This window comes from Modestobacter sp. I12A-02662 (genome assembly GCF_041028325.1).
GTDB lineage: Bacteria > Actinomycetota > Actinomycetes > Mycobacteriales > Geodermatophilaceae > Modestobacter.
On the sequence record NZ_JABGDE010000003.1, the window covers coordinates 185,221 to 208,941 of the forward strand.

21 protein-coding genes are annotated in these 23,721 nt (G+C 73.9%); 12 read left to right on the forward strand and 9 right to left on the reverse strand.

Going from position 1 to position 23,721, the window contains the following annotated elements; translation table 11 throughout:
• Positions 1-32: 32 nt before the first annotated feature.
• The 5 genes from HL189_RS03700 (at position 33) to HL189_RS03720 (ending at position 6,596) form a co-directional block, all read left to right on the forward strand.
• Entirely contained in the window at positions 33-1,451 is a 1,419-nt protein-coding gene (locus HL189_RS03700; RefSeq protein WP_369132356.1) for a sugar transferase, read from the forward strand.
• 103 nt (positions 1,452-1,554) lie between these two features.
• On the forward strand, positions 1,555-2,820 hold the full coding sequence (locus tag HL189_RS03705) for a hypothetical protein (RefSeq protein WP_369132357.1): 1,266 nt from the start codon (positions 1,555-1,557) through the stop codon (positions 2,818-2,820).
• A gap of 8 nt (positions 2,821-2,828) precedes the next feature.
• Positions 2,829-4,214 carry an O-antigen ligase family protein gene (locus tag HL189_RS03710; RefSeq protein WP_369132358.1) on the forward strand — a complete coding sequence of 462 codons (1,386 nt, stop codon included), beginning with the start codon at positions 2,829-2,831 and terminating at the stop codon, positions 4,212-4,214.
• A complete protein-coding gene (locus tag HL189_RS03715; protein ID WP_369132359.1) occupies positions 4,204-5,688 on the forward strand; it encodes a flippase in 1,485 nt (494 codons plus the stop codon). Before HL189_RS03710 ends, HL189_RS03715 begins: the two co-directional genes overlap by 11 nt.
• Positions 5,685-6,596, forward strand: a complete 912-nt coding sequence (locus HL189_RS03720) for a sulfotransferase domain-containing protein (RefSeq protein ID WP_369132360.1) — start codon at positions 5,685-5,687, stop codon at positions 6,594-6,596. Before HL189_RS03715 ends, HL189_RS03720 begins: the two co-directional genes overlap by 4 nt.
• On the opposite strand, the gene HL189_RS03725 is transcribed toward HL189_RS03720, so the two are convergent.
• A complete protein-coding gene (locus HL189_RS03725) occupies positions 6,593-8,371 on the reverse strand; it encodes a glycosyltransferase family 4 protein (protein WP_369132361.1) in 1,779 nt (592 codons plus the stop codon). The genes HL189_RS03720 and HL189_RS03725 overlap by 4 nt on opposite strands.
• Positions 8,372-8,652: 281 nt before the next feature.
• Complete coding sequence (locus tag HL189_RS03730) at positions 8,653-10,158, reverse strand: hypothetical protein (protein WP_369132362.1); 1,506 nt, start codon at positions 10,156-10,158, stop codon at positions 8,653-8,655.
• A gap of 465 nt (positions 10,159-10,623) precedes the next feature.
• Between HL189_RS03730 and HL189_RS03735 the strand changes: the two genes are divergently transcribed.
• Positions 10,624-11,484, forward strand: coding sequence for a hypothetical protein (locus tag HL189_RS03735; RefSeq protein ID WP_369132363.1), 861 nt, complete (start codon positions 10,624-10,626; stop codon positions 11,482-11,484).
• A gap of 84 nt (positions 11,485-11,568) precedes the next feature.
• Here HL189_RS03735 and HL189_RS03740 read toward each other — a convergent pair whose 3' ends face one another.
• Positions 11,569-12,651, reverse strand: coding sequence for an LCP family protein (locus tag HL189_RS03740; RefSeq protein ID WP_369132364.1), 1,083 nt, complete (start codon positions 12,649-12,651; stop codon positions 11,569-11,571).
• A gap of 213 nt (positions 12,652-12,864) precedes the next feature.
• Between HL189_RS03740 and HL189_RS03745 the strand changes: the two genes are divergently transcribed.
• On the forward strand, positions 12,865-13,608 hold the full coding sequence (locus HL189_RS03745) for a 3'(2'),5'-bisphosphate nucleotidase CysQ (RefSeq protein ID WP_369132365.1): 744 nt from the start codon (positions 12,865-12,867) through the stop codon (positions 13,606-13,608).
• Positions 13,609-13,744: 136 nt separating this feature from the next.
• A complete protein-coding gene (locus HL189_RS03750; RefSeq protein WP_369132366.1) occupies positions 13,745-14,611 on the forward strand; it encodes a hypothetical protein in 867 nt (288 codons plus the stop codon).
• A 4-nt stretch (positions 14,612-14,615) separates the two neighbouring features.
• Here HL189_RS03750 and HL189_RS03755 read toward each other — a convergent pair whose 3' ends face one another.
• From HL189_RS03755 to cysC, 3 genes are all read right to left on the reverse strand, one after another.
• Complete coding sequence (locus tag HL189_RS03755) at positions 14,616-14,840, reverse strand: hypothetical protein (RefSeq protein ID WP_369132367.1); 225 nt, start codon at positions 14,838-14,840, stop codon at positions 14,616-14,618.
• 26 nt (positions 14,841-14,866) lie between these two features.
• On the reverse strand, positions 14,867-15,016 hold the full coding sequence (locus HL189_RS03760) for a hypothetical protein (RefSeq protein WP_369132368.1): 150 nt from the start codon (positions 15,014-15,016) through the stop codon (positions 14,867-14,869).
• A gap of 78 nt (positions 15,017-15,094) precedes the next feature.
• Positions 15,095-16,111 (reverse strand): adenylyl-sulfate kinase, encoded by a 1,017-nt coding sequence (gene cysC, locus HL189_RS03765; protein ID WP_369132369.1) that lies wholly within the window; start codon positions 16,109-16,111, stop codon positions 15,095-15,097.
• A gap of 119 nt (positions 16,112-16,230) precedes the next feature.
• On the opposite strand from cysC, the gene HL189_RS03770 reads away from it, so the two are divergent.
• The 4 genes from HL189_RS03770 (at position 16,231) to HL189_RS03785 (ending at position 20,345) form a co-directional block, all read left to right on the forward strand.
• On the forward strand, positions 16,231-17,553 hold the full coding sequence (locus HL189_RS03770) for a hypothetical protein (protein WP_369132370.1): 1,323 nt from the start codon (positions 16,231-16,233) through the stop codon (positions 17,551-17,553).
• Between the two features lie 140 nt (positions 17,554-17,693).
• Positions 17,694-18,689, forward strand: coding sequence for a class I SAM-dependent methyltransferase (locus tag HL189_RS03775; protein ID WP_369132371.1), 996 nt, complete (start codon positions 17,694-17,696; stop codon positions 18,687-18,689).
• Positions 18,690-18,760: 71 nt separating this feature from the next.
• The gene (locus HL189_RS03780) at positions 18,761-19,870 is read left to right on the forward strand and encodes an acyltransferase family protein (RefSeq protein ID WP_369132372.1); all 1,110 of its coding nucleotides are present in this window, start codon (positions 18,761-18,763) and stop codon (positions 19,868-19,870) included.
• Between the two features lie 16 nt (positions 19,871-19,886).
• Entirely contained in the window at positions 19,887-20,345 is a 459-nt protein-coding gene (locus HL189_RS03785) for a MerR family transcriptional regulator (protein ID WP_369132373.1), read from the forward strand.
• Positions 20,346-20,360: 15 nt separating this feature from the next.
• Here HL189_RS03785 and HL189_RS03790 read toward each other — a convergent pair whose 3' ends face one another.
• Genes HL189_RS03790 through HL189_RS03800 form a run of 3 tightly spaced genes read right to left on the reverse strand, consistent with a single transcriptional unit; the run spans position 20,361 to position 23,715 of the window.
• On the reverse strand, positions 20,361-21,638 hold the full coding sequence (locus HL189_RS03790) for a hypothetical protein (RefSeq protein ID WP_369132374.1): 1,278 nt from the start codon (positions 21,636-21,638) through the stop codon (positions 20,361-20,363).
• The gene (locus HL189_RS03795; protein WP_369132375.1) at positions 21,635-22,438 is read right to left on the reverse strand and encodes a Wzz/FepE/Etk N-terminal domain-containing protein; all 804 of its coding nucleotides are present in this window, start codon (positions 22,436-22,438) and stop codon (positions 21,635-21,637) included. The genes HL189_RS03790 and HL189_RS03795 overlap by 4 nt, the downstream gene beginning before the upstream one ends.
• Entirely contained in the window at positions 22,435-23,715 is a 1,281-nt protein-coding gene (locus HL189_RS03800) for a glycosyltransferase family 4 protein (RefSeq protein WP_369132376.1), read from the reverse strand. The genes HL189_RS03795 and HL189_RS03800 overlap by 4 nt, the downstream gene beginning before the upstream one ends.
• Positions 23,716-23,721: the final 6 nt, after the last annotated feature.

Here is a 23,721-nt window from a genome sequence, read left to right on the forward strand (position 1 = left end):
CTGATGTGGGCGGTGCCGGGACACCGCCGGTCGTGAGGGGTTCCGCGCACCGGCCTCCTGCCGGCACGGTCGCGCCGGCGGGGGCGTCGGCGTTCCACGCCGCCTTCGAGCGGAGCCGGGCCCGTCGCACCGCCTTCTGGCTCCCCACGTCGATGCTGCTGATCGTCGACGTGGTGGCGTTCACGGCTGCGATGGCGCTGACGGGTACCGGGAGCCTGAAGACGCTCACGCTCCTGGTCCTGGTGGTGGCCTTCTTCGCGTGCGGGGACCTCTACCGGCCCCGCCTGTCCCTGTCGGTCCTCGACGACGGTCCCGCCATCCTGGGGCGGGCCCTCGCCGCGGGAGCGGGCGCGATGGTGCTCGGTGGGCTCGGGGACGGGACCGCGGGCACTGCGCGCCTGCGGACCGCGGCGGTCTTCGGTGTCCTCTGCGTGTTCGGGCGCTTCGCCGCGTACGCGGGCATCCGGTGGGCCCGCCGCCGGCGGAAGCTGCGGCAGCGCACGCTCGTGCTGGGTGCCGGCCGGGTGGCCGGGACCCTGGTGGCCAACCTCCTGGCACATCGCCAGTACGGCCTCGAGCCCACGGGCATGGTGGACGACGACCCGCTGCTCGGCGAGGACGAGCGGCCGGTCCCGATCCTGGGGCGCTACGACGACCTGCCCCGCGTCGTGCTGGAGCACGCGATCGACGTCGTCATCGTCACGTACGGCTCGGTCCGTGAGCCCTCCGTCGTCGGCATGCTCCGCACCTGCGACCGGCTCTCCTGCGAGATCTACTTCGTCCCCCGCCTGTACGAGGTGCACACGGTGACCCGGGAGACGGAGGTCCTCTGGGGCATCCCGCTGCTCCGCATGCGCCGGGCCCCCTTCCGCAGCCGGATCTGGATCGGGAAGCGGATCAGCGACGTCGTCATCTCGGCGACGGCGGTCGTGGTCCTCGCGCCGGTCCTCCTGATCTGCGCCGCGCTGTCCCGCTGGGAGACGAAGTCGGTCCTCTTCCGCCAGACCCGCGTGGGACTCGACGGGCGCCCGTTCACCCTCCTCAAGTTCTGCACCATGCGGCCCGCCGAGCAGTCGGAGGCCGCGACCCGCTGGAACATCGGCGCGGACACCCGCGTGCACGCGGTCGGGAGGTTCCTCCGACGGACCTCGCTCGACGAGCTCCCGCAGCTGTGGAACGTCCTGCGCGGCGACATGAGCCTCGTCGGTCCCCGGCCGGAGCGGCCCTACTTCGTCGACGAGTTCACCCGGCAGTTCCCCTGGTACTGCGCGCGGCACCGGGTGCCGGTCGGGTTGACCGGCTGGGCGCAGATCCACGGGCTCCGCGGGGACACCTCGATCGGCGACCGCGCGGCCTTCGACAACTTCTACATCGAGAACTGGTCGATGTGGGGGGACATCAAGATCCTCATACGCACGGTGGGGCAGGTCCTCAAGGCGGCCGGTCGGTGAACGCCCGACACGGCGGCCGAGCTGCGGCCGCAGGCATGCCCGCTCCTCCCCGGGTGCGGCTCGGCTGCACGCGGGGCAGGGTTCGACACGATGGGACGGCGACGTGGACCTGAACGACGCAGCACGGCAGATCTTCGCCCGCCACTGGGTGCTCATCGTCGTCCTGACGCTGGTCGGGACGGCGGTCCCGGTGGTCCTCGACCGTTACCAGGAGCCCGAGTACGTGGCGACCGCACGGGTGACCTTCGGCGAGGACCCCCGCGACAGCCAGGAGGCCAAGGCCCTCGCGGACACCGTGGGGGCACTCGCGACCAGTTCCGAGGTGATGGCCGGCGCGCTCGACGCGGCGGGGGTGCCTCGCACGCAGGGGGCCGTCGAGGACCGCGTCGAGGTGAAGCCGGTGGGGAGCTCGGGCGTGCTCGCCGTCTCGGTCACCGACCGTGACCCCCAGGTGGCTGCCACTCTGGCCAACGCCCTCGCCGGCCGGGTCGTCCAGGTCCGGGGCGAGGACCTCGTCGGGGACCGGCAGCAGACGATCGACGAGCTCACGGCGCAGATCGACGAGCTCAACGCGCAGATCACCGACCTCGAGACCAGGCCGTTCGTCCCGGACCTCACAGCCGCGCCACTGTCCCTGCAGCACGAGGACCTGCTGGCCCAGCGCACCAGCCTGCAGCGTCAGCGGCACGAGATCGACCAGGCGCTGGCGGCCATCCAGCTCCCGGAGGTCGTCGACTCATCGCAGACCTCGGGCAAGGCGGTGGACTCCGCCCTCCCGGCCCGGCTCGCCGTCGGCGGACTCCTCGGTCTCATCCTCGGCATCGGTCTCGCCGCAGCCGGCGCGGCGCTGCGGCCGACACTGGGCCGGACCGCACTGAGCCGGCGCCTGCGGGGTCCCCTCCTCGGGCGCCTGACGGAGGCGCCGGGGGCGGACCCGCCGGCCGAGGACCCGTGGCTGGTCCGGTACATCACGATCGCCGCGCAGCGGGCCGGCGTGCAGTCGGTGCAGCTGGTCCCGGTCGGCCGACCGCCCGCCGACGTGAGTGGGCTGGCCCGCTGGCTGGACGGCCGTGACGGTGTCCAGGTCCGGCCGCTCGTCCTCCCGGGACCGGGCTCGCACGGGACCTCGCCGGCGGCGACCGGGCAGGTGGACCGTGACGGGATCGTCGTCGTCGCGCCGGAGGTCACGCGGGTCGCGGACCTGGCGCCGCTCGAACGGCACCTGCAGTTGACCCGGCGGCCGGTCCTGGGGGTCATCACCTACCGCGGCAAGCCCGCGGAGAGTCCGGACGTCGAGTCGGTGGATGCCGAGTACCGGACGTCGGCGGTGGAGCGGGACACGGCGCCCACCCGCACCCCGGCGTCCTAGCCGGCGCGATGGTCGTGCAGGAGGAGGCCCCCGGAGCCGGTCGGGCGCTGGTCCCGTTCGCCGGTAGGCACCGCTACGGCTGGCAGCCGCCCGGCGGGCCGGGTCGCGTGGTGCTCGTCGCGATCGCCCTCGGCCTGGGCCTGGCCGCGCTGGTCAACCCGAAGGGGCCTGGCCGGCTCGGGCCGGTCGACGTCGTCATGGCGACCGGGATCGTGGCCGCCGTCCTGTGGGCACTTCGCGCCCGGGCCGCGGTCCGCATGCCGTACGTGCTGCCCATGGCCGGGCTGATGACGGCCGGTCTGATCGCCGCACTGGTCGGCCCGGCTCCCATCCGCGGCGTGCAGTCCGTGGTGCAGGAGATCTTCCTGCTCCTCTGGTGTGCCGCCATCGCGACCGTGTGCTGCTCGCCGCGGGCCCTCGCGTTCGCCCTGCGGGCCTGGGCGCTCACCGCGACCGGCTGGGCCGCGCTCCTGGTGGTCGCCGTCCTGATCGACGAGCGGGCCATCTCCGGGGCGGGGACCACCGCGAGCGACGACCCGAACTACGTGGCCGGCCTGTCGGAGACGGCCACTCGCGCCCGGCTGTTCTTCGACCACCCGAACATGGCCGGCAACTTCTTCATGATCGCTGTGTTCATCGTCGTGGCGTCCGGTTTCCCGCGTGCGCTGGGGGCGCGGGTCGGGGCCTGCGGCGTCCTCGTCACGGCGATGTTCCTGACCGGCTCGAACGCCGCCCTGCTCTCGCTCCTGGTTGGGGGCGGGGCCACGTTCGGCCTGTACCTCTGGCGGCGCCGGGGGGTCGTGGTGGTCACGGCGGTCGCGGCGCTCACGTTCGGGGTGGTCGGGGTCGCCGTGGTCGAGGTCGCCCCGCTGGTCCTCGCGACCGCGGCCGACAGCGACAACGAGTTCATCCGGAACTCGCTCGGGCGCGGTGCGCGCAGTGCGGAGGCGCGCGAGTCCCTCTTCTCCTCCCAGCTGGACCTCTACCAGCGAGGCAACCTGCTCGGCGTCGGCCCGTCGAGCACCCGGGACGTGCTCGGCGCCGAGACGGCGACGACCGTGAAGCAGGCCCACAACGACTACCTCGCCACGCTCGTGGAACGGGGCCCGCTCGGGGTGCTCAGCCTCATCGGGCTGATCGGGGTCATCTGGCTGCGTGTCGCCCGCTTCGCCAAGGTCCGGCTCCCGCCGGGGCTGAACACCGCGGTCCCGGTACCCGCGGCGCTGGCCGGGGCGTGCCTGGCGTTCGCCTGCACGGCGCTGACCCACGAGATCCTGCACTACCGCTGGCTGTGGTCCCTCCTGGGCGTCGTGGCCGCCGTGGAGCTGCTCGCTCGACGGGGGTCGGTCGGCCCCGGTCCGCTCGACGTGACGGCCGTCCCCGGTGTCCGCTGACCTGCAGGCCACGAGTCCTCGGCAGCCCCACCCACGCCGACGAGGGGTCGCATCGAACTCGACGGCGCAGCTGCTGTCGTTCGCATTCCGCGCCGTCTCCGGGATCGGGGTCGTCGTCCTCCTCGCCCGGGCCGGCGGCCCCCACGACCTGGGTGTCGTGCAGTTCGCGCTGACCCTGACCTCCCTGCTCCCCTTCTTCTACGGAGTGCCCGCACTCCTCGCTCGGGAGGTGGCCCGGCGGCCGGAGGACGCCCGCCGCTGGGTGGAGAAGGGCACCCTGCTCGCCGTCGTCTTCGGTGCGGCCTTCGTCTGCCTGCTCACCGGCGGTGCGATGGCGGTGGGCGCGTCCCGGGAGACGGCGCTGACCGTGGGCATCGCGGCCCTGGGCATGGCCTTCGACGGCATCGCGCGCGTGCAGTTCGCGGCCTTCTGGGCCTGGGAGCGCATGGACGTCGAGACCTTCGTCACCGGTGTGCAGGAGACGGCGTACCTGGCCGGCACAGCCGCCGTCCTGGCCGCGGACGGCGGCCCGGTCGCCGCACTCGGCGTGTTCACCGGATCCCGCGCGCTGGGCGCACTGGGGGGATGGCTGCTCGTCGGTCACCGGCTCGGCGGGCCCACCTGGCCGCGCGCGGAGCGCGGCGCGTTCCTGGCCACCGTCCGCCAGTGCACGCCGTTCGCGGTCAGCGACACCCTGACGCTGACCTATGCCCGGTTCGACTCGGTGATGCTCGGCATCTGGAAGGGGCCCGCCTCGGTCGGCCTCTACCAGGCAGCCACCAACCTGGTGCTGTACTTCAACGTCGTCGCGCGCAGCGTCAACAGGGCGCTGTACCCGCGCATGGGCCGGGCCTGGCCCGGCCGGCCGGACGAGTTCCGCCGCCTGCGGGACGTCTCCCTCCGGTTGATCGCGATCATCGCCGCACCGGTCACGTGCGGCTCGCTGCTGCTGGCCCCCCGGACGATCGAGTTCCTCTACGGAGCCGGCTTCGCCCCGGCCGTCCTGACCTACCAGTTGCTGATCCTGGTCATCCCGATCCGCATGGCGGGCAACACGATGAGCTTGTCCCTCGCCGCCACTGATCGGCAGCGGTCCCGGACGATCGCCGTCCTCGGCGCCGCAGTGCTCAACATCGGGTTGAACGCCTACTTCATCCCCCGCTGGTCCTACCTGGGAGCCGCCATGACAACGGTGATCTGCGAGACGGGGGTGCTGATCGCCTACGCGCTGATCCTGCGCCGGGCCACCGGACGGTCGGAGCTGTTCCGCGCCCACGCCTGGCCGCTGCTGGCCTGTGCACCGATGGCGACGGTGATCCTGGCTACCCCCGCGGCGCCATGGCCGGTCTCAGCGGTGGCCGGGACCCTCGCCTACGCGGCGGCGGTGGCGGTGCTCGCGGTCGTCCGTGCGCCGGCACGCGACCGACGGCGACCGGTGCGAGCCCTGGCCGGGCTGCTGGAGTCGGGGCGATGAGCCAGTTCGCGGCGACGACGCCCGAGGAAGGGATCTCGGCGGACCTGCCGACGTTCCTCGTGATCGGGGCGATGAAGGCGGGTACGACGAGCCTCTACCACTACCTGAAGAACCACGAGCAGGTGTTCATGTCGCGGATCAAGGAGCTCGACTTCTTCGTCACCGAGTCGAACTGGTCACGCGGCTTGGACTGGTACCGGCAGCAGTTCAACGGAGCAGGGGGTGCCCTCGCCCGGGGCGAGGCCTCAACCCTCTACACGAAGTTCCCGGAGTACGCCGGCGTCCCGGAGCGCATCGCCTCCGTGCTGCCCCACGTCAAGCTGGTGTACGTCGTGCGTGATCCGATCGAGCGGTTGCGCTCCCACTACCAGCACCGGGTCAAGAGCGGTGCCGAGCAGGCGCCGCCCGAGGTCGCGCTCCTCGAGAACCCGATCTACCTCGCGACCAGCAGGTACGGCATGCAGGTGGAGCGCTATCTGGACCACTTCCCCCGGGAGCAGGTCCTCATCACGACCTCGGAGAGGATGCGGTCCGACAGGTCTGCCACCGTCCAGCAGGTCTACGAGTTCCTCGGGGTGGACCCCGACCGGATCCCACCCGGGCTCGACAAGGAGTTCTACCGCACCGCGCAGCGCAGGTCCTATCCGCCGATCGTCTGGTGGGCCCGCCGCTTGGCCAAGCGCCACGTGCCTCAGGCCAAGCGTGCCAAGGAGGTCGTGGACTCGTTGATGACCCGGCGGTCAGCGGGGACGGCGCAGGGGGTCGGGGTCTCCGAGGACGGGCCCGACCCCGACGGCGCGGTCCTCAGCCCGGCGCTGCGGGCGCAGCTGGCCGACGTGCTCGCGGAGGACGTCGCGCGGCTGCGGCGCCACATGCCCGAGGACTTCGACGGATGGGGCCTGGCCTAGTCCGAGGGGCGCCCGGGTCGTCGGGAGCTCGCGGCCTCCCGGTGGCCGGTGAGCGCGCCGACGACGACGGACCGGTACGAGGCCGTGATCGACTCGCGTGTCCAGCTGGACAGGTCTGCCTGCGGCTCGCGCTCGGCCGCTCCCAGCCAGCGCGCCACCTCGTCGGCGGCCTCCTCGACACTGCCGAGGGGGACCACCGAGCCGGCCGCGCCGAGCGCCAGGACCTCCCGGACCCCTTCGACGTCGAACGCGACGAACGGCGTCCCCACCGCCGCCGCCTGCACCAGCACCTGGGGCAGGCCCTCCGCCTCGCTCATCAGCACGACGACGTCCGAGCCCCGCAGGGCCTCGTGGACACGTGCCGGATCGGACAGGTACCCGGTGAGCACGACGCTGCCCTGGAGGTCCTGGGCGCGCAGCTCGTCCTCCAGCCGGCCGCGCTCGGGGCCGTCCCCGACGACGAGCAGGCCGGGTGGACCGGGCAGCCGGTCGTGCAGCCGGCGCAGCAGTCGAGGGAGGAGCAGCGGGTTCTTGCGCTGCTCCAGGCTGCCGACGTAGCAGATCAACGGTCGCCCCGGCACCGTGCCGTAGCGCTCGTCCAGCCGGCGCCGTGCCTGGTCACGCGGCGGCACCTCAGCGGGCAGCGGCACGCCCGATCGGACCACGTGCAGCCGGTCGGGGGGGACCCCCACCTCCGCGAAGCGCTGCGCGAGGTCGTTCCCGACGACGCAGTACGCCGTCGTCCGTCTGCCCAACGCGCGCTCCAGGCGCGGGAACAGCAGGTTCTCGGCGCGCCCGTACCCCGGACCGAAGCTGGCCATCGACAGCGAGTGCACGGTGGGCGGCCCGCCACGGGCAGCCGCTGCCGTCCTGGCCAGCACGCCGGCCTTCGACTGGTGTGTCACGACCACCGCGTACCGCCCTCGGCGGAGCAGCCGCCAGAGCGAGAGCAGCGCGGCCGCGTCCCTCCGCGGGACGACCTGCCGCACCAGCGTGGGCAGGATCCAGACCTGGTCGGCCCCCGTCTGCTCCCGGGCCAGATCGACGTCGGACTCGGCACCGAGGACCAGGTGGTGGCGTAGGTCCGGGAGGGCACGGATGAGGTCCTGCACCCGCCGCTCGGACCCGCCCCGCTGGTAGCGCGTGCACACGTGCAGGGCGAGGGGGAGCGCCGGCGGCCCGACGTCGGGGCGATGCCGATCGTCCACCTGCACCTGCGCTCCCCTCATCGGCGGTCCAGAGCGTAGGACCTGGACCCGGCTGCCGGATCCGAGGACGGGACGATGCTCCGGCGGCGGGCTCGAGCCGCAGGACTGCACGTGGCGGGACCGGGCGGCCAGCACGTGCTGCAGGAGCCGGTCGCGGTCGTCCGACGTCTCCTCGGTGCCCGTGACGACGAAGACCTCGTGCGGTCCCCCCGGCGCGGTCGTCCACCAGTCGACGAGTCGGTCCAGGAGGCGGACACCCCGCCGCAGTTCTTCCGACATCTCGGTGGTCGTCAGGGACTGCGTCCGGCTGTGCTGCGACCGCCGTGCGGTCAGCCGTTCCAGGGCGAGCTCCGGTGACACGGAAGCGACGACCAGCAGGTCCGCCGGTGGGACGGGGCGACGGGTCCCCACGGCAGCCAGGACCGGCTCCACGTCCCCCCGGAGACCGATCGACCAGAGGGCCTGGACCACGCCCTCGTCGACGAGGCTCACGTCGCTCCGTGCACCGGCACGGGTGGTGACGTGCTGGGCCACCAGCCACTGGACCGCTCGGGCGGCCAGGTCCACGCGCCCGGGCTGCCCCGAACGCACGATCGCCCGCAGGACACGACCGGCACCCATGGGGTCGGCCGACCCGGCGAGGCCGGCGGCCACCGCCTTCCGGCCGAGTCTCAGGGCGGCCGGTACGTCCGGTCCGAGCGGTGCCTGCGGCAGGTGGACAGCAACGCCGCGACGGCCGAGCTCCCTGGTCAGCGTCCGGGCCAGGCGGCTCTTCCCGGATCCGGGTACGCCGGCCAACTCGACGGTGTACCCCCTCGTCCGTCCCGGGGCCGGCCGGGCCGGAGGGCTCACAGGTTCGCCCAGACGAGCGCCCGCGCCTCGGCCATCACGTCCTCCGCCGGCCTGGACGCGTCGAGCACGGCGGCCCGGGTGCCGCTCCAGTCGGCCGCGAACACCTCCGCCGAGCGTGGCCGGACGAAGTCGGCGGGATCGACGCCCTGCTTCCGGGCAACCGCGGTGTCCGGGTCCACGCGGAGGACCACGAGCAGGTCCGGGTCGGCCATCGCGGCGTAGCAGCGCTGTTCGGCCGCCACCAGCCAGCGGTCGACGGGGGACAGCCGCTCGAGCGGGACCCATCTCGTGCGTGAGCCGTCCATGAGCGTGACCTGGGGGAGGGGGAAGCGGTCGCACACGACGAGGTCTCCCCGTGCTGCCGCGGCGCGGGCCCGGCGGTGCTGACGTCGACGGTCCGAGGCCGTGACCAACTGCCACAGCAGCCAGGTCCGGCCGGGGACGTGCTCGCCGAGCGCTTCCGGGGCGGGGTAGTTGGGCAGCCAGTCGCGGATCAGCCCGGCGCGCCGCGCAGCGACGATGCTGCCCTTGACCGCCAGGTTCACCGGGCCGCGGGGCGGCTTGCCCAGGTGGACCACCCGGGTGTCGAGGGGGCCGTTGAGCCATTCGGACAGCCCCGTGACCATGGTGGACTTGCCCGCACCGTCCCCGCCGACGACGGCGATGAGACTCCCCCCGGCCGTCAGTCGCTTGGTGTTGCGCTGCCCCAGCACGTAGTGGCGGGTCCCCCACTCGACGCGCCGCCAGCACCGCAGCGCGGTGTCCGCCGCCGCGGGACGACGCATCAGCTCCGCCACCCCGGCGACGACGCGCCGTCCGGTGCTGAGCCGCCGTGCCAGGCCCGCGTCCTCGAGCAGGGCCCGGTGGTGCGCCGACCAGTCCCGCCAGCCGATCTGCGGCAGATGCGTCTCGACGACCTCCCGCAGCTGGTCCTCGTCGACGGCGGCCTGCAGGTGGCGCAGCTCCCGCCGCTCACCGGAGGTCGGCGACGCCAGCCCGAAGGCCGCGGCGTCCCAGGTCCCGTGCTTGAGGGCGAGGCGGAGCACCAGCACCGCGAGTTCGTACTCGGGGGCGGGCACGGGGAACAGCGACCCCTCGGTGCAGGACGCGAGGTAGGCGCGCTCCATCGGCACGCGGACGTTCTTCGTCGTGTCGTCGCCGAGCACCAGGTGGGCCTGGGCGTCGACGTGGACCAGCTTCCCCGAGGCGGCGTCGTACCCGTAGTAGTGCAGGACACCAGGGACCCGGCGGCGGGGCTTCGGCTGGGCCTGCTTGAACCCAGCCGCGACGAGCACGCCCAGGAACGTCTGCAGGTCCCGCCGGTCGACCAGCAGGTCGAGGTCGTTGTCGCCCGATGCCGAGAGGTGCAGGACGTCGTTGCTCTTCCAGTGGCAGTAGGAGACCCCGGCTGCACGCAGGCGGCTGCACAGGTCCACGACCAGCTCCAGCGGTGGGGAGATCTCGTCGGTCGCGGGATCGCCCCCGCTGTGCGCAGTGCTCATGTCCCTGCCCCCTGGGTCGCGCGGAGTGGACACATCCTGCCTGCTCGGTCGCCGTGCACAGCGGTCGTCGATCCCCGCGTGCAGGCGGCGGCCCCGATCGCCGACGGTGGCCCGCCGTCCGCACCGGCAGGCCTCGTCGGCAGGTGGGCGCCCTCGTTCCGCTCGGCGGGAAGATCCGTTACGTTGCTGCGGACCGCGCTCTCCACCCCGGGACTGGTGCGCATGCGGGCCCTTCGGCGACGACCGGCGTCGCGGGCGCGCGCGGGCCTGGCTGCGGTGGTCCTCCTCCTCCTCTGCGCCTGCCAGTCCTCCACCGGTGAGCCGGGCGAGGACGGAGTCGCGTCAGGCAGCGCTCCACCGGCATCGACCGGCACCCCGGAGCCCATCCCGGGCCTCTCGGCCGGCGGTCCGATGCCCAGCGGGCAGTCGTGCATCGGCTCGGGCCGCAACGTGAGTGCCGAGGCGGTGACGCGGCTCAGGGTCCAGTGGGTGGAGGACTCGCCGCCCGATGACGCCACCTTCGACCTGACCGGCGTCACGTCGACCGCCTATCCGGCGACCGAGTCGGTGTTCGCGGTCGGCACGGACCGCCCCGCTGCGCGCACGTGCGTCATCGGGGGAGTCGTCCACGGTCAGGCCGACGACGACAAGACGTGGGACCACTACCACGACAAGTACAACGCTGCCTGTCTGAAGATCATCGCCCGCGGCTGGATCCAGGTCCACGGATTCCGTTGCGACAACGTCGAGGACGGCATCAAGCCGCAGGAGTCGTCGGTCAACGCCAACGACACCCAGTTCTTCATCTCGGGTACGCACCTCACCCGCATCCGCGACGACTGCATGGAGAACGACTACACCGTCGGAGGTGTGCTCTACGACAACCTCTGGGAGCAGTGCAACACCGGCATCTCGGAGCGGCCGTCTCGCGATCGGTCATGGCAGACCCCGGAGTCGGAGACCCTGGTCCTCGATCACATGCTGATCGGGCTGTACCAGACCCCCCACCGCGAGGACGGGAAGGTCGTGATGGGGGCGAACGCCTTGTTCAAGTGGTCCGAGTCGGGCAACCGGGTCGTGATCAAGTGCTCGACGTTCATGGTCGACGCGGTGTCCCTGAACGGCACGGACGCCATGGCGTTCCCGCCGGGCACCGTCGTGGACGACTCCGGCTGCCCGGACACCCCCTCCACGCTCGTGTGGCTCGGCGGGGGCGCCGAGTACCCCGCGTGGGCGGCCGGGATCCGGGTCGTCACCGACCCGGGCGTGTGGACCGCGGCCGTCGCCGCGTGGAAGGCGGCGCACGGCGAGGTGGGAGCCGGGTGAGGCGTTCCGGTCGCGAGGGCGCCGGCTGGACCCACCGGGCCCTGCCGCGCCGCGCCGGCTGAGCGGCGCGGCGTCACGGGTCGGTCAGTTCGGCACGGCCGGCAGCGCCTCGTCGGCGAACTCGTCGGTGTGCCGGCCCAGGGAGTCGGTGTGCAGGTGGGCCCACATGCGGGCGCCCCGGGCCGCGTCGAGGTAGACCACGCTGGCCGCGCCCTCGGTCCCGGTGCCGCGCACCGGGGCGGTGAAGAAGGCGAGGCCGTCCGCGCGGAGCCCGCGCAGCGAGTAGGCCAGGGACAGCACGTCGGTGTCGCTGAGCCCGTCGTCCACCGCGACCACGCCGGTCACCGCGAGGACGGTGGAGTCCAGCCCGCCCAGGGACCCGAACGCGCCCTGGCTGAACAGCTTCCCGGTCATCGCCCGCAGGTAGTTCTGCTGGCGCCGCACCCGGTCGAAGTCCCCTCCGGGCAGTCCGTACCGCTGCCCCACGTACCAGCGGGCCCGGTCGCCGTCGAGGTGGTTGACCCCGGCGTCGAACGTGTACGGCCCGTTGGACGTGGTCGCGTCCACCACGACGTCCACCCCGCCGAGCTCGTCGGTCACCCGGGCCAGCCCGCCGAAGTCGATCGCGGCGTAGTGGTCGATCCGGACGTCGGTGAGCTGCTCGACCGTCTCGATGAGCAGCGTCGGGCCGCCGTAGGCGTAGGCCGCGTTGATCTTGTTCATGCCGTGCCCGGGGATGGCCACCCACGAGTCACGCGGGATCGAGACCACCTGGACGTGCGCCCGGTCGGCCGAGACGCGGGCGATCATGATCGCGTCGGAGCGGGCGTCGGGCAGCTCGCCCGGCGCGACCTCCGACCGGGTGTCCGAGCCGACGAGCAGGAACGTCACCGGATCCGCCGGCGCCGCGGCGGCCGGGGTCGGCGGAGCGGGCCGGGAGGCCTCGTCCAGGCCGGCGAAGACGTCGCCGAGCCGGTCGACGTTCCCGCCGTACCGGGAGCTCAGCACCCAGATGCCGCTCCCCAGGCCGAGCGCGAGGACGAGCGCCAGGACGCCGAGGCCCAGCAGTGCCCGGCGCAGTCCGCGCCGCCGCTGCCTGTCGCCGTCCGGCTGGACCGGGACCGGCGACTGCGGCGCCGTCCGGTCGTCGATGTCGACGCCATCCATCTGCTGCCCCCTGGTCCACGGTGATCGGGGACCGACGGTAGGCGCGGCCGGGCGTCCGGCCCGGCGCCGCCGGGGGGTGCCTCACCCGAACGAGCGGCAGTCCCGTCCTGCCGTCGCCGGTCCGGGGGACACCGGCACGCCCGGCCACTCCCGGCGGCGACCGCTCGGGGAGGCACCGTGAGGATGGGGGCTCCTCAGCTGACGGGAGCCCCCATGACCGCCGCCGACCACGCCCTCGCCGCCTCGCTCGCGAGCGAGGCCGGGAGGCTGCTGCTGCAGGTGCGGCAGCGCGACCTGCCCGATGCCGCCGCCCGCAAGGCCGCCGGCGACACCGAGTCCCACCGCTTCCTGGTCGACGAGCTCGCGCGTCAGCGGCCGGACGACGCCGTCCTCTCCGAGGAGGGCGCCGACGACCCCGCCCGGCTGTCCGCCGACCGGGTCTGGATCGTCGACCCGCTCGACGGCACCCGGGAGTTCTCCGAGCCCGGCCGTGCCGACTGGGCGGTGCACGTCGCGCTCTGGGAGCGGGGCGAGCTGGTCGCCGGCGCGGTCGCCCTGCCCGCCGAGTCGGTCACCTTCGCGACTCCCGCGCCGCCGTCCCCGGCGCCCCGTGCGGACGGGCCGATCCGGCTGGTGGTGAGCCGCAGCCGTCCTCCGGTGCTGGTCGCCGAGCTCGCCACCCGGCTGCGCGGGGAGCTCGTGCCGCTGGGCTCGGCGGGGGTCAAGGCCATGGCGGTGGTCCGCGGCCAGGCCGATGCCTACGTGCACGGCGGCGGCCAGTACGAGTGGGACTCGGCGGCGCCGGTGGCCGTGGCCCGGGCCGCGGGGCTGCACACGAGCCGGCTCGACGGCTCGCCGCTGCGCTACAACCAGCCCAGCCCGTGGTCACCCGACCTGCTGGTCTGCCGCCCCGAGCTCGCCGACGACCTGCTGGGAGCCCTCGCGGAGACCCTCTGACGGGGCAGGTGGGGAGGCTGGGACGAACCGTCCCCGTTCGCGATCACCCTCCCCGGAGGGGTGATCGGCGCGTGCCAGGGTCGGTGCGTTCCCGGCCGGGCTCAAGTTCTCCCGCCGACGTACCGATGGGATCGACATGCCGTGGTGGGGTTGGACGCTGATCGGGTGGACTGGGCTGGCTGTCGTGCTGGCGCCGCTGGTCGGGCTCGGCCTGCGCTCGGCCGAGCGCCTCGACCGTTCGCGGCGGGGCATCGTCGTCGCCACGGCGGCACCCCCACCCGAGCCGGCCGGTCGTAGGCGGCGCCGCCGCATCCCCATCCCGCCGATCGCCGTCGGGCTGCTGCTCACCGGCGTCACGCTGCAGGCCGTCGGCTTCGTGATCCGGGCGACCGGCAACGAGCGGGGTGCGGCCCGGCTGTGGTCCATGGACCTGCCGCTGTCCGTTCCGCGCATGTTCGTCGCCGCCGTCTTCGCGGTCGCGGCCGTGTCCGCCTTCCTGGGCGCCGCCCGGGCCACCGGCCGCCGGCCCTGGTGGATCGCGGTCGGCGTCGTGGCGGCGGTCGTCTCCGAGGTGAAGGCGGGCGGGACCGTGCACGTCCGCGCGCTCGAGACGCTGGGCGTGGCCGACGACCCGGTGATCGCCACCCTGGGCAGCGCCGTCGTCGTCGGTGCCGTCCTCTCCCTGCTGTGGTGGCTCAGCCGGACCGAGCGCCGCGACCGGCGCCGGGTGCTCACCGCCTTCGGCATCTACGCGGTGGCCGCGGTCGGTCTCTCCGGCGGCTCGTCACTGCTGGCGCGGGCGGGTGCCGCCGACTTCTGGCAGGCGAGCGCCACCTTCGTCGAGGAGAGCGTCGAGGCCGGCGGAGCGGTCGCCGTCCTGACGGCCGTGCTCGTCGGGGTCGCGCCGCGACTGGTGCTGCCCGCCGACTGGGCGCTCCGCCGCCGGGCGGACGCCGAGACGGTCGACGCGCCCGCCGCGCTGCCCGGCCGTTCCCGCTCCTGAGCGGTCACCGGCTCCCGTCGTACGGACGGTGGTGGGACAGGGTGAGGCCCAGGCCGATCATCCCGAGTCCCCAGACGGAGACGATCCCGATGTCGCCGCGGTGGATGCCGTGGTCCTCGGTCACCTTCGCCACCACCGGGCCGTCCCGGAAGTACTGGCCGGACAGCAGCAGCAGGGCGAAGCCCGTCAGCACCAGCGCCACGAGCAGCGCACCCAGCCAGCGGACCACGGCGGCACCGTACCCGGCGGGGCGGATCAGACCGGAGTCGGCTCCGGACGCGGGGTGGGCAGCGGGCGGCGCTGGTGGCCGGCGCACTGGGCGGCGAAGGCCGACTGCAGCGCGTCGGCGAGGACGTCGGCGCGCGACTGCTCGGGCAGGACCGTGCTGTTCCCGGGAGCTGACATGCCCGCCACGCTAGGGGCTGCCGCCCGGCCGGCCGGCGCGACGGGCGGAGGACGGGATTGCGGTCCGGTGACCGTTCGTCACATCCTGCGCAGCTCCGCCAGCACCAGGTGCGCGCTCTCGTCGATCCCGGACGTGCGGGTGTCGATCACGATCTCGGCGTCGGTCGGCTCCTCGTAGGGGTCGCTGATCCCGGTGAACTCGGCGATCTCCCCGCGGCGGGCCTTCGCGTACAGGCCCTTCCGGTCCCGGGCCTCGCACTCGTCGAGCGGCGTGGCGACGTGGACGAGCACGAACGAGCCGGGCCCGGCGGCCTCCTCGACCAGCCGGCGGGCCTCCGCGCGGGTCGCCGCGTACGGCGCGATCGGCGCGCACACCGCGATGCCGCCGTGCTTGGCGATCTGCGCGGCCACCCAGCCGATGCGCCGCACGTTGGTGTCCCGGTCGGCCCGGGAGAAGCCGAGCCCGGCGGACAGGTGGGTGCGCACCACGTCGCCGTCCAGCAGGGTCACCGTGCGGCCGGACTCCAGCAGCAGCTCCACCAGCCGGCCGGCGATGGTCGACTTCCCCGCGCCGGAGAGCCCGGTGAACACCACCGCGAGGCCGCCCGTGCGCGGGACGGCGGGCAGCACGCGGGCGCCGAGCAGCTCCGAGCCGTAGGCGGCGGCGAGCTCCGGCCAGCCGACCTCGGGTGCCGTGGCGGTCACCGGCACCGGGACGACGACCACCTCCGTGCCCTGGGCCCGCACCGAGCCCCACGCCGCGGCCGCCGCGGAGACCGCCGCCGAGTCCGGGGACGTGCCCGCCGCGGGGAGCAGCGCGAGCACCCTGGCCGGGAGCCTGCCCGGTTCCTCCGGCGGCATCCCGATCCAGACCGCCCAGCCGGGGGTCTCCGCGCGCACGGCGGCCGGTGGGCGCCAGCGGGGGATCTCCCGGACGACCGGCGCGCCCTCGCCCCGGGTCGCCACCAGCACCCCCTCGGCGTCCTCCAGCTCGTCCGCCGCCGGCAGGTCCGGGGGTGCGGCGGTGAGCCCGAAGGCGTACCGGGTGAGGGCCGCGAGATCGGTGTCGGTCAGCCGGGCCCGGGAGTGCACCATGGGCCGGAGTCTGGCACCCGGGGTGTACGGCGCCGTGGCGACCGGCCATCATCGGACCCCGTGCCCGACGGCGGCTGGTGGCCGCGGTGGGATGTGCACAGGGGATGGGGGAACGTGGGATGACCTTCGGCAACCGGCCGGCTCGACGCCGGACGAGGCGGCTGCGCGACCGTCCCGCTGTCCGGGGCGTGGTCGCCTCGACGGTCGGCACCCTGCTCGTCGTGACCGGGTGCGGGGCGGGGAGCGGCGACGCCGTGGCCGCCGCGTGCCTCCCGGCCGTCACCGTGACCGCCCCCGCTGCGGACGCGGTGCTGGGCGCGGGGCCGGTGACGCTGGCCGGCACGACCACCACCGGCGACAGCACCGTCCTCTGGAGCGTCCGGGACGCGGGCGGCGCTGAGATCTCCACGGGCTCCACGGCGGAGGTCGCCGACGACGGCACCTTCACCGTTCCGCTCGACCTGGCCGAGGGCACCTACTCGGCGGCGGTGTGGGCGGTCTCGGGCGAGGACACCGCAGCCGGCGGCTGCCCGGTCACCACGCAGGCGCTCTCGGTGGCGGCGGGTGGCGCGCCCCGCTGGGGAGCCGGGGCGTCCGGCGCGGGCGTCCCGGACGGCTCGTTCGCCGCCTGGCGGGGGTCCCCGGTGCCCATAGCCGGCACCTGGGCCAACACCGCCGCCGGGCAGCTGGAGCTGTGGCCGCTGCACGGTGAGTACCGGAACTGGACCGGTGACCTCGAGGTCGCCATCGGCGCGATCGACGACGGGGAGACCTGGGCGGAGGCGGCGCAGGGCGCCTACGACGCGCGGTGGACCCAGTCGCTGCAGGAGGCGGCCCGGCTGTGGGCCGGCCGCCCCGGCACGCTGTACCTGCGCTTCGCGCACGAGTTCAACGGCGACTGGTACTCCTGGTCGGTCACCCCCGACTCGCTCGGCGACTTCAAGACCGCCTGGCAGCGTTTCCGCGCGCTGCAGCAGCAGCACTTCCCGACCGCGAAGCTGGTGTTCTCCCCCAACTCGGAGACCATGGACGAGTTCGGGATGGACTGGCGCGAGGCGTTCCCAGGCCCGGGCCAGGCCGACGTGATCTCGACGACCTACTACAACAGCTGGTTCTTCACCGACACCGTCGACGGGTTCCGGCACCGCTCGCTGGACTTCAACGCCTACGGCGGGCCCCGCGGCCCGCAGCGCTTCCTGGAGTTCGCCCGCAGCGTCGGGCTGCCCCTCGCGCTGAGCGAGTGGGGGGTCTACGCGCCGCACGGCGACTCCAGCACCTGGATGGAGCAGATGTACGGGTTCCTGAACGCGAACGCCGGCAGCGGCCCCGGCCAGGTGCTCTACGAGATCTTCTTCAACGAGGTCCAGGACGACAACGGGTTCGCGGTGTTCCCCGACACCAAGGTCCCGCACTCGGCGGAGACCTACAGCCGCCTCTGGTGACGCCCCGGACCGTCGAGCCCCGCTCGACCGGGTGACGCCTGGTCAGCCGCACGCCCGGACCCGGCAGCCCCCGTGGTCACATGGACCCGGGAGCGCCCGGCGACGTGCCGGGGACGGGGTCGACCCGGGCGGGGGAGCGCATGGACGACGGTGTCATCGCGGGGCTGAAGCGGCGGCTGCCACACCGCGCGCTGATGGCGTGCCGGGAGGCGGCCTCCTGGCCGGCGGTCCTGCGGGTGCTGAGCTCGCGCAACAAGCTGTTCCTGCGCTTCGCGCCGCCGGGGCACTACTACTCGCCGATCCCCGACCTGGCCGAGGTCCGGCGCAACGCGGAGCGGGTCTTCGACCCGCCGTGCGCCGACGACGGCGACCCGCTCCCCGGTGTCGACCTCGCCGAGCGCGCCCAGCTCCAGCGGCTGGAGGAGTTCGCCCGGTTCCACGACGAGCTGCCCTTCCCGGACCGGCCGACGCCCGGGTTCCGCTACCACCTGGACAACGACTGGTTCTCCTACGGTGACTGCGTCGCTCTCTACTCGATCCTGCGGTCGCAGCGGCCGCGGCGGATCGTGGAGGTGGGCTCGGGGTTCTCGTCCGCGGCCATGCTCGACCTCGACGACCGCTTCTTCGGCGGTGACCTGGAGCTGACGTTCATTGAGCCGCACCCGGAGCGGCTGGAGGGCCTGCTGCGGGACACCGACGCGAAGCGGTGCACCATCGTCCGGGCGGCTCTGCAGGACGTCGGGCTGGACGTGTTCACCGAGCTCGAGGACGGCGACGTCCTGTTCGTGGACTCCAGCCACGTCGCGAAGGTGGACAGCGACGTCCTGCACCTCTTCTTCCGCGTGCTGCCGGCGCTGGCTCCGGGTGTGCTGGTGCACTTCCACGACATCCCGTGGCCGTTCGAGTACCCGAGGACCTGGCTGGAGCAGGGCAAGGCGTGGAACGAGGCGTACCTCCTCCGGGCCTTCCTGATGTACAACCCGGCCTTTGAGATCCACTGGTACGCCGCGTTCCTCGCCGACCGGCACCTCGCCGCGCTCACCCGTGCCCTGCCGACGGCCGTGCGGCCGCCGTCCGCGCCGACGATGCTGTCCCACTCGAGCATCTGGCTGCGGAAGGTGTCCGACCGCACGTAGCCGGACGGCCGCGTTCACTCTCACAGGTCAATGAAATCTCCCGCAGCGGGAGGTTCTGGCATGCTCGATGGGTGCTCACCCCCCGATCCGCGTCGCACCCGAGCACATCGCTGGCCGGCGTCTTCGACCCGCGACGCAACAGCCTGTCGGTCCTGCGCCTCGGGCTGGCCGCGGTCGTCGCGGTGACGCACGCGCTGACCAACGGGTTCGGCCGGGACGTGCAACTGGGGGGCACGGAGCTGGGGGAGCTCGCCGTCGACGGCTTCTTCGTGATCAGCGGCCTGCTGGTGGCCCGCAGCTACCTGTCGTTGCGGTCCTTCCCGCGGTTCACCTGGCACCGGTTCCTGCGGATCATGCCGGGCTTCTGGGCCTGCCTGGCCGTCACCGCCGTCGTGGCCGCTCCGGTGGTGGCCCTGGTGCAGCGGGGGAACCCGATGGCCGCCTTCGAGGGCGACCGGTCGGCGACGGCCTACGTGACCCGCAACGCCGCGCTGCTGATGCAGCAGTACGACATCGCCGGCCTGCCGGACGACGTGCACAGCGCGGGGGTGTTCAACGGCGCGCTGTGGACGCTGGTCTTCGAGGCCGTCTGCTACGCGCTCCTCGGCCTGGCCGGTGTCTGCGGGCTGCTCCAGCTCCGGCGTCGGTACCTCGGGCTCGGGCTCGTCGCCCTCTGGGCCGCGCTGGCGGCGATGCACCTCGGTCTGCTGGCCGTCCCCGGGACGTTGCTGCCGCTCCTGCTGCGCTTCTCCTTCCTGTTCGCCCTCGGGGCCGCGGCGTGGCTGTCCGCCGACCGGCTGCCGATCGCCTGGTGGCTGGCCGCGCTCTCGGCCGTGCTGCTGGTGGTGGCGCTGCTGACGCTGGAGGACTACCAGGCGGTCGGCGGGCCGGCCCTGGCGTACCTCCTCGTCTGGACGGCCGTCCGCGCTCCGCTGACGTGGTCGCCGCGGACCGACCTGTCCTACGGCGTCTACATCTACCACTGGCCGGTGCAGCAGCTGCTGGTGCTGGCCGGGCTGGCCGCCCTGGGCACCGTGCCGTTCGTCGTCCTGAGTCTGGTGGGCGCCGGGGTCTGCGCGCTGGCCTCCTGGCACCTGGTCGAGGCGCCGTCCCTGCGGCAGAAGGACGCCCGCTGGGTGGGCCGGTTCGAGCGGCGGCGGGCCGTGCCCGCCCGCCTCTAGGATGAGGCCGGTCCTGGTGAGCCCCGCGAGCCGCTACGCGCTCGCAGAGAGCGGTGCGTTGATGTCCGGAGCAATGTCGTCCATCGGTGAGGTCGCCGAGCGCATCGGACTGAGCTTCCGGACCATCCGGTACTACGAGGAGATGGGGCTGGCCGTGCCGTCGGCGCGGACGAAGGGTGGCCACCGGCTCTACTCGGAGGTCGACGTCGACCGCCTCCGGCTCATCATGAAGATGAAGCCGCTCGACTTCACCCTCGAGGAGATGCGCGCCGTCCTGGCGTCGCTAGACCTGGTCCGGGACGAGGGCGCACCGCCCGCGGAGCGGGCCACCGCCCGGGAGACGCTGGAGGGCTACCGGATCCTCATCGAGGACCGGCTCGGGTGGCTCCACGAGCGGCTGGCCATCGCCCACGACTTCCGGCGGCACCTGGACAGCGAGCTCCGCGGATCGGCGACCGACATCGCCGCCACCTAGCCGGGGATCCTGACGTCACGTGAGCACGGGTGGCGGCCGGCCGCCGCCGTCCGGGCTGCGCAGCGGCGCCCACAACGTCATGAACGTGAACACCGTGAAGGGCACCAGCGGCACGAGCAGCGACGGGTTGATCACCCAGTAGACCAGCGCCAGGCCCGCCCCCACGACCCAGGTCGGGACCCGGCTCAGCGTCATCGACACCAGCATGGCCAGCAGCACCACGGCGGTGACCAGCCCGTACTCGTAGACGACCTTCGGGATGATCGGCGCAACCAGGTCGGTGCGCACCTGGGACGCCAGGGTGTCGGCGGTGCCGGCGCCCTGCCCGAGCAGCAGGGTGGGCACCGACTGCACCAGGTGGTCGGCGAAGACGCCGTAGGGCTGGACGAAGCGGAAGCTCGCGCTGGAGTCGCTCCGGGTCACCTCGGTGAGCCGGGTGGCCAGGATCGGCCCCAGGCCGAAGGCGACCATCACGACCGCGACGAGGACCCCCGGCACGACCAGCGGTCGCAGCGACCGCCACTGGCGGGTCCCCACGAGGACGACGACCGCCGCGGTGGCGACCACCATCCCGTTGCCGGACACCGACGTGATCAGCCCGGCGGCCAGGACCCCCAGGGGGACCAGCCCGACGCGCAGGTACAGGCCGGCGGCCAGCCCCAGCCCGCAGAACAGCGAGAAGAAGGACGGCTCCAGGAACACCAGGCCGTTGGCCCGCTGGTAGGGGGAGCCGTAGAACAGCGCGTTGGTGGTGTAGTAGCCCGACAGCAGCATCCGGTCGGGCAGGACGGCCGCCAGCCAGTCCGAGTAGGCCAGGCCCGCCCACTGCAGCGCGAACAGCACCGCACCGGACCCGGCGAAGGCCGACATCACCCGCACGTAGCCGCCGAGCAGGGCGCGGTGGCCGGTCCAGGTCGGCGCGGTCAGCACGAGCGTGCCGCAGGCGTAGACGCCGAGGACGAGCAGCGCGGAGGACACCGAGGGCGCCAGCCCGCGGAGGACGGCGACGAGGGTGCTGGCCACGACCAGCACCGCCGCCACCAGGAACAGCCGCAGCCGGGCCACGTCGAACGAGAGCACCCGGCGGTGCAGACCGATCGCGACGGCCACGTACACCAGCGGCACCAGCAGCGGAAGCTGCGTGCCCGGCACCGCGATGCGCTGGACGGCCAGCGCGCCGGCGAGGGCCAGCAGCACCGCGCGGGAGGGCCGCGGGCCGAAGTCGAGGTGGTCGCGCAGCAGGGCGCGCGCCCGTTGCTGCCGGCCCGGGCGTGCGCCGGCGACGGCGGTCATGCGGGGTCCGGAACGGCCCGGGCGGCTGGCGGCTCCTCGGCCGCGGGTTCGGGGCGCCGGCGGGTGGAGAGCAGCAGGGCGACCGCCACTCCCGCCAGGACGCCGGCGGCGAGCCCGAGTCCCGCGCCCCGCAGGGGTCCCGGCGGCGCGATGGCGCTGCCCGGGTCGGCGGCCCGGATCACCTTCCCGGCGCCCTCGTACACCGCGGCTCGCATGCGGAGCTCGTAGGCGCGGCTGTACAGCTCGATCGCGACCTCGTCCGCCTCCTCCGGAGCGGTGGCACCGGCCTCGGCCAGGACCTCGTTGGCCTGCGTGTCGTACTCCAGGGCGGCGTCGAGCAGCTGCTCGGTCCCCGTGTCCCGGCTGACCACGATGAACGACTGGGCGGCCGCCTGGGCGAGCCGGGCAGCGGACGACGGGTTCTGACCCTCGGCGGAGAAGACCAGCACGTTGGTCCCGGCGAGCGGTTCCACCTCGACGTCCTGCCGGACGGCCCGCGGTGAGGTGCCCACCTGGTCGGCGGTCCGCCGGGCGACGTCGTCGGCCAGGGCCGCCCGCGCCGCGGACGCCATCCGCCGGTTGGCCTCGTCGACGGTCTCGTAGGTGTCGGCCGGCTGGTCCTGGAGGACGTCGAGGCGGGTGTCGTGCAGGAGCTCGACCTGCGCCTCGGCGCGGTACCGGTCGGGCACCGCGAGGCTGATCGCCGTGCCGGCCGCGGCGCCCAGCGCGACCACCAGCAGGACCACCAGCCAGTGCCGGCGCAGCCCCCGCAGGAGGTCCGGGGCCTGCAGCCGGCTCATACGGCCGCCTGGTTCCCGGCCAGCGGGCACGCCCGCGGCGGAGCGGCGCCGGCGGCGCCGGTCACGACCTCGGCCAGCTGCGGCAGCACCTGCGACCGGTCGAAGTTCGCCGCGACGAACCGGCGGGCGTTCGCCCCGCACCGCCGGCGGGCGGCCGGGTCGTCGTGCAGGGCGCCGATCGCCTCGGCCAGGGCGCGGGGCGACTCGGGCTCGACCACGGGGCCGGCGTCCGCCTCCGACACCAGGCGGGCACCCTGGCTGTCCGGGTGACCGGCCAGGACGATCGGCTTGCCCGCGGCGCCGTAGGTGAGCAGTTTCGACGGGACCACCATGTCGACGACCTCGCGCTTCTGGTGCAGCACGAACACGTCGGCCGCCGCCGACATCGCCGGGAGGTCGCCGCTCGGCTGCACCGGCAGGAGCCGGAGGTTCGGCAGGTCGAGGTCGGCGGCCACCTCGCGCACCCGGGGGTGGTCGGCGCCGTCGCCGACGAGCACGACCTGGACGTCGGGCCGGTCGGTCAGGTGGGCGGCGGCGCGGACGACGGTGACCATGTCCTGCTTGAAGCCGAAGCTCCCGATGTACATCACCACGAACTGGTCGGCCCCGATGCCGTGCCGGGCGCGCCAGGCGCGGCCCTGCTCGTCGGAGGCCACGGGGAAGCGGTCGAGGTCCACCCAGTTGGGCAGGTAGGCGAGCTTCTCCTCGGGCACCCCCCGGCGGCGCAGCGCGTCGAGGATGCCGTGCCCGATGGTCGAGACCCTGGCCGCCCGGGAGTAGATGGCGTCGGCGAGCCGGTGGATCAGGCCCACCACCCGCCGGTTGTTCACCATGCCGACCTCGGTCGCGCTCTCGGGGAGGAGGTCCTGCAGGTGGAACACGAAGGGACGGCGCCACAGCGTCCCGAGGACCGCGGCGCTCAGACCCATCTGCAGCGGCGTGGACACGGCCAGGATCACGTCCGGACGGCGGGTCCGGAGCGCGGCGAGCACGGACGTGACCGCAACCGTCGTGTCGAACAGGATCCGCCGGACGGCGGTGGGGGTCCGGGGCACGTACTGCCACACCCGGAGCACGCGCACGCCGCCGTGGTCCTCCTCGGCGTACCAGCGGCCGCGGTACCCCTCGTAGACCTCCCACTGCGGATAGCTCGGGAAGCCCACGACCGCCGTGACGTCGTGCCCCTGGTCCTGCAGGTAGCGGCACAGGTCGGTGTTCAGCGGCGCGGCGCCGGTGACCTCGGGCTCGAACTGGACGCCCAGAAAGAGGATCTTCACTGGCCC

Excerpts from the sequence above, each read along its gene's own strand:
- HL189_RS03710 (WP_369132358.1), top strand. The coding sequence starts at position 2,829 with ATGGTCGTGCAGGAGGAGGCCCCCGGAGCCGGTCGGGCGCTGGTCCCG.
- HL189_RS03720 (WP_369132360.1), top strand. The coding sequence starts at position 5,685 with ATGAGCCAGTTCGCGGCGACGACGCCCGAGGAAGGGATCTCGGCGGAC.
- HL189_RS03730 (WP_369132362.1), bottom strand. The coding sequence starts at position 10,158 with ATGAGCACTGCGCACAGCGGGGGCGATCCCGCGACCGACGAGATCTCC.
- HL189_RS03740 (WP_369132364.1), bottom strand. The coding sequence starts at position 12,651 with ATGGATGGCGTCGACATCGACGACCGGACGGCGCCGCAGTCGCCGGTC.
- HL189_RS03745 (WP_369132365.1), top strand. The coding sequence starts at position 12,865 with ATGACCGCCGCCGACCACGCCCTCGCCGCCTCGCTCGCGAGCGAGGCC.
- HL189_RS03750 (WP_369132366.1), top strand. The coding sequence starts at position 13,745 with ATGCCGTGGTGGGGTTGGACGCTGATCGGGTGGACTGGGCTGGCTGTC.
- HL189_RS03760 (WP_369132368.1), bottom strand. The coding sequence starts at position 15,016 with ATGTCAGCTCCCGGGAACAGCACGGTCCTGCCCGAGCAGTCGCGCGCC.
- cysC (WP_369132369.1), bottom strand. The coding sequence starts at position 16,111 with ATGGTGCACTCCCGGGCCCGGCTGACCGACACCGATCTCGCGGCCCTC.
- HL189_RS03770 (WP_369132370.1), top strand. The coding sequence starts at position 16,231 with ATGACCTTCGGCAACCGGCCGGCTCGACGCCGGACGAGGCGGCTGCGC.
- HL189_RS03775 (WP_369132371.1), top strand. The coding sequence starts at position 17,694 with ATGGACGACGGTGTCATCGCGGGGCTGAAGCGGCGGCTGCCACACCGC.
- HL189_RS03790 (WP_369132374.1), bottom strand. The coding sequence starts at position 21,638 with ATGACCGCCGTCGCCGGCGCACGCCCGGGCCGGCAGCAACGGGCGCGC.
- HL189_RS03795 (WP_369132375.1), bottom strand. The coding sequence starts at position 22,438 with ATGAGCCGGCTGCAGGCCCCGGACCTCCTGCGGGGGCTGCGCCGGCAC.